7 protein-coding genes are annotated in these 7,997 nt (G+C 32.3%); 6 read left to right on the top strand and 1 reads right to left on the bottom strand.

Annotated elements, in window-relative coordinates; all coding sequences use genetic code 11:
* The first annotated feature begins 266 nt into the window (after nucleotides 1-266).
* Nucleotides 267-1,001 carry a 1-acyl-sn-glycerol-3-phosphate acyltransferase gene (locus JJD95_RS11625; protein ID WP_291643188.1) on the top strand — a complete coding sequence of 245 codons (735 nt, stop codon included), beginning with the start codon at nucleotides 267-269 and terminating at the stop codon, nucleotides 999-1,001.
* 31 nt (nucleotides 1,002-1,032) lie between these two features.
* On the opposite strand, the gene JJD95_RS11620 is transcribed toward JJD95_RS11625, so the two are convergent.
* Nucleotides 1,033-2,640, bottom strand: a complete 1,608-nt coding sequence (locus JJD95_RS11620) for a Na/Pi cotransporter family protein (RefSeq protein WP_291643187.1) — start codon at nucleotides 2,638-2,640, stop codon at nucleotides 1,033-1,035.
* Nucleotides 2,641-2,978: 338 nt separating this feature from the next.
* Between JJD95_RS11620 and hcp the strand changes: the two genes are divergently transcribed.
* From hcp to ptsP, 5 genes are all read left to right on the top strand, one after another.
* Nucleotides 2,979-4,622: a hydroxylamine reductase gene (hcp, locus tag JJD95_RS11615; RefSeq protein ID WP_291643186.1), complete on the top strand. Its 1,644-nt coding sequence runs from the start codon at nucleotides 2,979-2,981 to the stop codon at nucleotides 4,620-4,622.
* A gap of 114 nt (nucleotides 4,623-4,736) precedes the next feature.
* Nucleotides 4,737-4,880, top strand: a complete 144-nt coding sequence (locus JJD95_RS11610; protein WP_291643185.1) for a polynucleotide phosphorylase — start codon at nucleotides 4,737-4,739, stop codon at nucleotides 4,878-4,880.
* 591 nt (nucleotides 4,881-5,471) lie between these two features.
* Entirely contained in the window at nucleotides 5,472-5,960 is a 489-nt protein-coding gene (locus JJD95_RS11605; protein WP_291643184.1) for a PTS glucose transporter subunit IIA, read from the top strand.
* 13 nt (nucleotides 5,961-5,973) lie between these two features.
* Nucleotides 5,974-6,231 carry an HPr family phosphocarrier protein gene (locus JJD95_RS11600; protein ID WP_291643183.1) on the top strand — a complete coding sequence of 86 codons (258 nt, stop codon included), beginning with the start codon at nucleotides 5,974-5,976 and terminating at the stop codon, nucleotides 6,229-6,231.
* 27 nt (nucleotides 6,232-6,258) lie between these two features.
* Nucleotides 6,259-7,968, top strand: a complete 1,710-nt coding sequence (gene ptsP / locus JJD95_RS11595) for a phosphoenolpyruvate--protein phosphotransferase (protein ID WP_291643182.1) — start codon at nucleotides 6,259-6,261, stop codon at nucleotides 7,966-7,968.
* Nucleotides 7,969-7,997 lie beyond the last annotated feature (29 nt).

The raw sequence follows: 7,997 nt of genomic DNA, 5'->3' as shown, positions 1-7,997 counted from the left end.
TTTCTTTTTTAAAAAAGTAAAGCACGCGGTAGGTCTGTTAAGCTTACCCAAAATCATACTTTTACAAAAGCAAAGCACCAACAATTAGTTGGTGCTAATGTTTCACATGATTTGGGACATTTTCAAAAATGCTTGACACTAATAGATAAATATGGAAACGAATTAAGGCTAAATAAAAAGTATTTCTATGTATATCAATTTTCTTAGATGTTTGATAAAATCATGATGTATCTTGCATATCAACTAAATTATTATGGAGGAAATTTATGACTAAATTATTATGGTATTTATATTTTTCAATTTATTTATCTGTATCATCTCTTAGCTTAATCAAAATCAAGTGCATGCAAAAAAAATCACCTAAAGAGGCTGAAATGTATGCATTTAAAAGGGCACAATGCATTGCAAAATATGTTTTGAAGGTGACGAAGACTAACATGGAAGTTAGGGGAGTAGAAAACATACCAAAGGAAAATTGTATTTTTGTAGCAAACCATCAAGCTATTTTTGATGGATTCGCATTGCTATCATATATAGATAAACCCTTTGGATTTATCGCTAAAAAAGAGATACGAAAAATACCATTAGTTAACGGTTGGTTAAAATCAATAGGGTCAATTTATATAGATAGGAAAAGTCCTAGACAGTCAATTAAAACTATTGGAGAAGCAATAGATAAGATAAAGGGCGGATATTCTATTATGATATTCCCAGAAGGCACAAGAAGTCTCAAATCTAAAATGAATTCTTTTAAAAAAGGTAGCATGAGACTTGCAATAAAATCTGAAGTTGCGATTGTTCCTATAACCATTGATGGCACTTATAATGTACTAGAAGTAGGCAGAAAGGTAAAAGGGAACAAAGTGAAAATGGTTGTACATAAGCCTATTTATGTTAATACACTCTGCAAGGAGCAGCAGCAAGATTTAGCGCAATACGTACAAAGTATAATAGAAGAGGAATTAAACAATATATGTAAATCAAAAAGCATTAGGGCTTAGTATCTAAGCCCTAATGCTTTTTAATTAAAATTTATTTGGAATGAACAACCATTTGTGCAATATTATTTGAATGGTCCCCGACTCTTTCAAGATTGCTTAATAGTTCTAGATATACGGAACCACCGGTTGGTGAACATTGAGATTTATTTAATCTAGCTATATGATCATTTTTAAATTGTTTTTCCATGGCATCTATCTTATTCTCTACCTCCATAGCTTTGTGTGCTGCTTCTAAGTCTGAATTTTCTAAAGCTGCGATTGCATTATCTACACAATATTTTACGGTCTCAAACATATATTTAACATCAGTTATTGCTTTTTCTGAAAATATAAGATTTTTATCCATTCTGAGTTTAGCAAGCTCACCTAAGTTTTCAGCATGATCTCCAATTCTTTCTATATCATTTACTACATGATATAGAGATGTAATAATCTCCGATTGATGTTCTGACAGAGGAGTGTTTGAAAGGGACACCATATAACCAGTTATTTCTCTTTCAAGATAATTTATTGTAGCCTCATATTCAATAACTGTGTTCATTAAACGTTCATTAGAAGTTAAGAAAGCCTCCATGGCATTAGAAAGATTCTCAGAGGCAAGTTTCCCCATCCTACTAACTTCCTTAATAACCTGTCCAACTGCTATAGAAGGAGTTTCGAGTAGCCTAATATCTAAGTATTCAAGGACTAGAGCAGATGATTTTTCATCCTCGCCAGGTACCAATTTATTAACAATATTAACTAAAATACCTATAAACCAAACTTGAATAAATACATTTGCAAAATTAAAAATTGTATGAGCGTTTGCAATTTGTCTTTGTGTATCTCCGCCCAATTGTGGAACGAGTTTCAATGTTAAAGGGAAGGCAAGCATAAATATTATAGTGCCTGTTACGTTAAAAATTACATGTATTAGGGCGGCCCTCTTAGCATTTCTAGTAGTACCAATACTTGCAAGAAGTGCTGTAATACAAGTCCCCATATTGTCACCATAAAGTATAGGTAGCGCTACTTCTAAGGAAATACCATTATTTGCGGCAAGTGCCATCAAGATACCAATAGTAGCACTACTGCTTTGAACTACAGCTGTCATAGTAAGACCAACTAAAACTCCCATTAGTGGATGGGTGCCTAAAGATAAAATAAGGTTTTTAAAGCCTTCTAGTTCTCTTATAGGTCTCATGGAATCCTCCATCATTGACATACCAACAAATAGTATACCAAAGCCTAAAACAACTTCGCCAATGTCCTTTGTCTTCTTTTTCTTACTAAATATAACTAAGGCAGCACCTATTGCAAGAATAAAGGGTGCTATATCTGAAAGTTTAAAGGCTATAAGTTGAGCTGTAATTGTAGTACCAATATTTGCCCCCATAATAACCCCAGCAGCTTGGAATAAATTCATAAGTCCTGCATTTACAAAACCTACAGTCATTACTGTAGTTGCACTACTACTTTGAATAATTGCAGTTACCCCTGCACCAACAAGCACTGCGAAAAATTTATTACTAGTTAAGATTTCTAGTAATCTTTTTAGCTTCTCACCTGCAGCTTTTTGGAGTCCATCCCCCATTAATTTCATTCCGTATACAAACAGTCCTAAACCACCTAAAAGTCCGAATATCATTATATAATCCATTTTAACTCTCCTTTTTTAAAAGAAATACATCTATGATATTCTATCATAGCAATGTTAAGTTATTGTTAAGTTTATTAAAGATTATGTTAATTATTTAGATTTTTTTAACGATAGTTTAATAAATATTACCTTAGTTTTAAAATTATAATAGTTATGAATTATTTAGGTAACATTTGTTACCGACTTTTAACATGTATAAAAGTATACTGGAGATAGTTCAACAATAAATGTTAATTTACTTAGATTTATATTGATCCATCAAATTAATAGTTTTAATATGAAGAAGATGGCTATATAGAATAGTTGTCTATCCAAAAAACAATTAGGAGGAATTTATAATGGGAATGTTTTGTTATCAATGTCAAGAGGCGTCAAAAGGAACAGGCTGTACAGTAAGAGGGGTTTGTGGTAAAACAGATGATGTAGCTAATATGCAGGATTTATTGATTTATGTTTTAAAAGGAATATCAATATACAGCACAAGAGCAAGAGAACTTGGAGTAGAAAATAAAGAAGTAAACAAATTTGTAGTAACCGGATTATTTATGACTATAACAAATGCAAATTTTAATAAAGATAGGTTTATAGAAACAATAATAAAAGCATTAGAATTACGTGAGGTGATTAAAGGTCAACTAGTAAATGCGGGTGGAGTATTAGATGAAAGCCTTCCAGAATGTGCAACTTGGACAGGTACTCCACAGGAATTCGAGAGTAAGTCAATAAAAGTTGGAGTTCTTGATACAGAAAATGAGGATGTAAGATCTTTAAGAGAACTAGTAACTTATGGTATTAAAGGAATAGCAGCTTATGCTGACCATGCATACAACTTAGCATATGAAAATAATGATATATATGCATTTATGCAAAAGGGATTAGCTCAAATTACTGATGATAATTTATCTGTTGCTGATCTAGTGGCATTAACACTAGAGTGTGGTAAATATGGCGTAGATGCCATGGCACTACTTGATAAAGCTAACACTACTACTTATGGTAATCCAGAGATTACAAAGGTTAATATCGGAGTTCGAAGCAACCCTGGTATATTAATTAGTGGACATGATTTAAAGGATATGGAAGAGTTATTAAAGCAGACAGAAGGCACAGGAGTAGATGTATATACTCATAGTGAGATGTTACCTGCAAACTACTACCCAGCTTTTAAAAAATATAGTCACCTTGTAGGTAATTACGGAAATGCATGGTGGAAGCAAAATTCAGAGTTTGAAAGCTTTAATGGACCAATACTCATGACAACAAATTGCATTACTCCTCCTAAGGATTCTTATAAGGAAAGAGTTTACACAACTGGGGCAACAGGGTTTGCAGGACTTAATCATATAGCTGATGGAAAAGATGGAGAAGCAAAAGATTTTTCAGTTATAATTGAGCATGCTAAAAAATGTAGTGCACCAACTGAAATTGAAAGAGGAGAAATAGTTGGAGGGTTTGCTCACAATCAAGTAATAGCACTTGCTGATAAAGTTGTAGAAGCTGTTAAAACGGGAGCAATCAAGAGATTCTTTGTAATGGCTGGTTGTGATGGAAGAATGAAAGGCCGTGAATATTATACTGATTTTGCAAAAGAATTACCAACGGATACAGTTATTTTAACTGCAGGCTGTGCAAAATATAGATATAATAAATTAGAACTAGGAGATATCGGTGGAATTCCTAGAGTCCTAGATGCAGGTCAATGTAATGATTCATATTCATTAGTTGTTATTGCAATGAAGCTTCAAGAAGTATTTGGACTAGCTGATATTAATGAATTACCAATAACATACAATATCGCATGGTATGAACAAAAGGCTGTAATAGTATTATTAGCACTACTTCACTTAGGTGTTAAAAATATTCACTTAGGACCAACATTACCAGCATTTTTATCCCCAAATGTTGTTAATGTATTAGTAGAAAACTTTGGAATAGCAGGTATAGGAACTGCTAGCGACGATATAAAAATGTTCATGGCTTAAAAATATAAACACCCTAATTAATTTTAGGGTGTTTATACTTATAAATAGCTCCACTACTCAATAATTTTACATAAAAATAATGTTTATGGGTAATATAATTATGAGGTGAGCTTAATGGATAAGACAAGTGCAAAAGGTTCTAATGATATAACTTATGCTAATTTATCAGAAGGAGAAACAAAGAAGTTAAAAGAATTAGAGCAAACATTTAATAATCAATTTAAGTGTGACTATTATCTTATGGTGATGAAAAAATGATATTATAAAACCCTGATAAATATCAGGGTTTTATTTGAATCCTATGTGCCACGCATTCTCGTAATTTTTAGTCATGAGTTATTGACATAAATTGTCTTTGTTTTTTATATTTATTCATAGTATAATTAACTCCTAGGGTAGGGACTATCCGATTTACAATATTTGTGCGGAAAGCCCACTCTCTTTAGGTGTAGGATGGATAGCACTATTAAAATATACTTAAGTTTTGAAACGAGCCATATACTATCGTTAATGTGTCAATTGTGATGCTTGATAGTGAAATTCTTGAAGAAAATAATTAGTTTTTATATGTTGTAATTTATAGTTTTCATTATAAATGAGAGTATAAAAGAAGTTATTTAGTATTCAAGAACCCCATTCATTTATGTGTGGGAGTTTCAGGCATGAACCATATAAAGTGATGTTAAAACACCTTATTAGTTCGTGTTTTTTTGTTTTGAAATTTTTACGAAAGAAGCTTTTAACTTTGACACTCTAGCGGATTGTGTTATTATACTACAACGTGCCAATTGCAATGTGGGTTCCCAATTTTTATTGGGGTGGTATCAAAATTAGAGGAGGACGGTAAAAATGTTTGGTTTATTTAAGAAAAACAAGGAAGATAAGGGCATAAGGTTAAAATCTCCAGTTGTGGGAAGATGTTTTGATATGTCAGAAATACCAGATGAAGTTTTCTCTACAAAAATGTTAGGCGATGGAATAGGATTTGAATCTACAGACGGAGTATTATATGCACCAGCTGATGGTGAAATTGTTCAAGTATTCCCTACAAAACATGCTGTGATTTTAAGAACCAAAGATGGAATAGAAATACTACTTCACATTGGTATTGATACAGTAGAGATGAAAGGTGAGGGCTTTGAAACATTTGTTGAAAAGGCACAAAATGTAAAGGCCGGAGATAAATTAGTATCTTTTGACAATGATTTAATTAAAGCTAAAGCTAAATCTAACTTAAGTGCTCTAATTCTTACAGATAGTGAAAATATGGAATTGAAATTCAACTTAGGAAATGTAGATAAAACTAATGATGTAATAATAATAAAATTAAAAAAATAGGGGCGATTATATTATGATAGAAAAAAAAGCAATAGTTAAAAGTGAAACCGGAATACACGCTAGACCAGCATTATTGTTAGTTAAAGAGGCTTCTAAGTTTAAATCAGAAGTTCTTATAGTAAAAGATGGAAATGAGTACAATTCAAAAAGTATAGTAGCTATAATGTCTATGGCAGCTGTTAAAGGCGATGAAATAACAATAAAGGCTACTGGTGCTGACGAAGAAGATGCAGCAGTTGCTATGGTAAAACTTATCGAACAAGGGCTTTAAAAAGAAGGTCTACTAGGAGGGGTCAGTATGTTAAAGGGAATAGGTGCATCTTTTGGGATAGCTATAGGTAAAGCTTTAGTTATTAAAGAAGAAGCTGTAGAAATAAAAAGTTGTAAGGTTTACGATACAGAGGGTGAGCTAAGCAGATTTAATAATGCTCTGCAAGAAGCAATAACTCAACTAGAAAAAATAACCGAAGATATAAAAGAAAGCCTAGGAAGCGAGAAGGCAGAGATATTTGAAGCACATTTAATGATGCTTTCTGATCCAGAATTTATAGGTGGTATTCAAAAGAAAATTACTGATGAGAAATTCAATGCTGAATTTGCGTTACAAACTGGAGCAGATGAAACTGCAGCTATTTTTGAATCAATGGAAAACAAATATATGACTGAAAGAGCAGCGGATATAAAAGATGTGAGTAAAAGAGTATTAAATATACTTTTGGGGATAAAAGCAACTTCAATTGCTGAAATACAGGAAGAGTGTATAATAATTGCCAAGGATCTTACACCATCAGATACAGCACAAATTAATAAATCTAAAGTTTTGGGTTTTATAACTGAAATAGGAGGGAAAACTTCTCACACGGCTATTATTGCTCGTTCTTTAGAATTACCTGCAGTAGTAGGATCAGGTAGTAGTTTGCAGAAAATCAAAAATGGCGATTTAATTATTTTAGATGGAGAACAGGGGGTAGTTATTGTAAATCCTGATGAGAAAGCTTTAAATGAATACAAAGCTAAAAGAGAAGAATTTATTGAATTAAAAAGTCAACTACTTAAATATGTTTCTATGAAATCTACTACTTTAGATGGTAAAACAGTAGAGCTCGCAGCAAATATAGGATCTGTGGAAGACGTAGAAAATGTTTTGAAAAATGGTGCAGAAGCTATAGGATTATTTAGGACAGAGTTTATATATATGTCGAAAGATGCACTTCCAACTGAACAAGAACAATTTGATACATATAAGTCAGTACTAGAAAAAATGGGTGAAAAACCAGTTATTATAAGAACCTTAGACATTGGTGGAGATAAGAAGTTGAATTATTTACCACTGGATGAAGAAATGAATCCTTTCCTAGGCTATAGAGCTATAAGAATATGCCTTGATAGAACAGACATATTTATAACACAATTAAGAGCATTATTAAGGGCTTCTACATATGGAACGCTTAAAATTATGTTTCCTATGATATCAGGCCTTCAAGAACTTAAAATGGCTAAAAAGATATTACAGGATTGTAAAGATGAGCTTAAATCAGAGAACGTAGCATTCGATGACAATGTTGAGGTTGGCATTATGATAGAAATACCTTCAGCGGCAGTAATGTCAGATGTATTAGCTAAAGAGGTAGATTTCTTTAGTATAGGTACAAATGATTTAATTCAGTATACATTAGCTGTGGATAGAATGAATGAAAAAATAGCATATTTATATGATTTCTATCATCCAGGAGTTTTAAGACTTATTAAAACTGTAATAGATAATGGACATAAAGCAGGAATAATGGTAGGTATGTGTGGAGAAATGGCAGGAATCACAGAACTTATTCCAGTACTACTTGGATTCGGATTAGATGAATTCAGTATGAGTGCTTCTTCAATATTAATGGCACGCAAAACTGTTACTGAGGCTAACTTTAAGCAGTGCATAAAGCTATCTGAACCAGTATTATCCTGTGGAGATTCAGATGAAATAAAAGAATTTTTAAAAGTTAACAGTAAAGCATAAGAGACTGCTCACTAACAAATATTATAACA

This window comes from Clostridium sp. (genome assembly GCF_016650035.1).
In the GTDB taxonomy this organism is placed as follows: domain Bacteria; phylum Bacillota; class Clostridia; order Clostridiales; family Clostridiaceae; genus Clostridium_AD.
This window is presented reverse-complemented; position numbering and strand designations above follow the sequence as displayed.

Coding starts and splice junctions, on each gene's coding strand:
- JJD95_RS11625 (WP_291643188.1), top strand. CDS start 267: ATGACTAAATTATTATGGTATTTATATTTTTCAATTTATTTATCTGTA.
- JJD95_RS11620 (WP_291643187.1), bottom strand. CDS start 2,640: ATGGATTATATAATGATATTCGGACTTTTAGGTGGTTTAGGACTGTTT.
- hcp (WP_291643186.1), top strand. CDS start 2,979: ATGGGAATGTTTTGTTATCAATGTCAAGAGGCGTCAAAAGGAACAGGC.
- JJD95_RS11610 (WP_291643185.1), top strand. CDS start 4,737: ATGGATAAGACAAGTGCAAAAGGTTCTAATGATATAACTTATGCTAAT.
- JJD95_RS11605 (WP_291643184.1), top strand. CDS start 5,472: ATGTTTGGTTTATTTAAGAAAAACAAGGAAGATAAGGGCATAAGGTTA.
- JJD95_RS11600 (WP_291643183.1), top strand. CDS start 5,974: ATGATAGAAAAAAAAGCAATAGTTAAAAGTGAAACCGGAATACACGCT.
- ptsP (WP_291643182.1), top strand. CDS start 6,259: ATGTTAAAGGGAATAGGTGCATCTTTTGGGATAGCTATAGGTAAAGCT.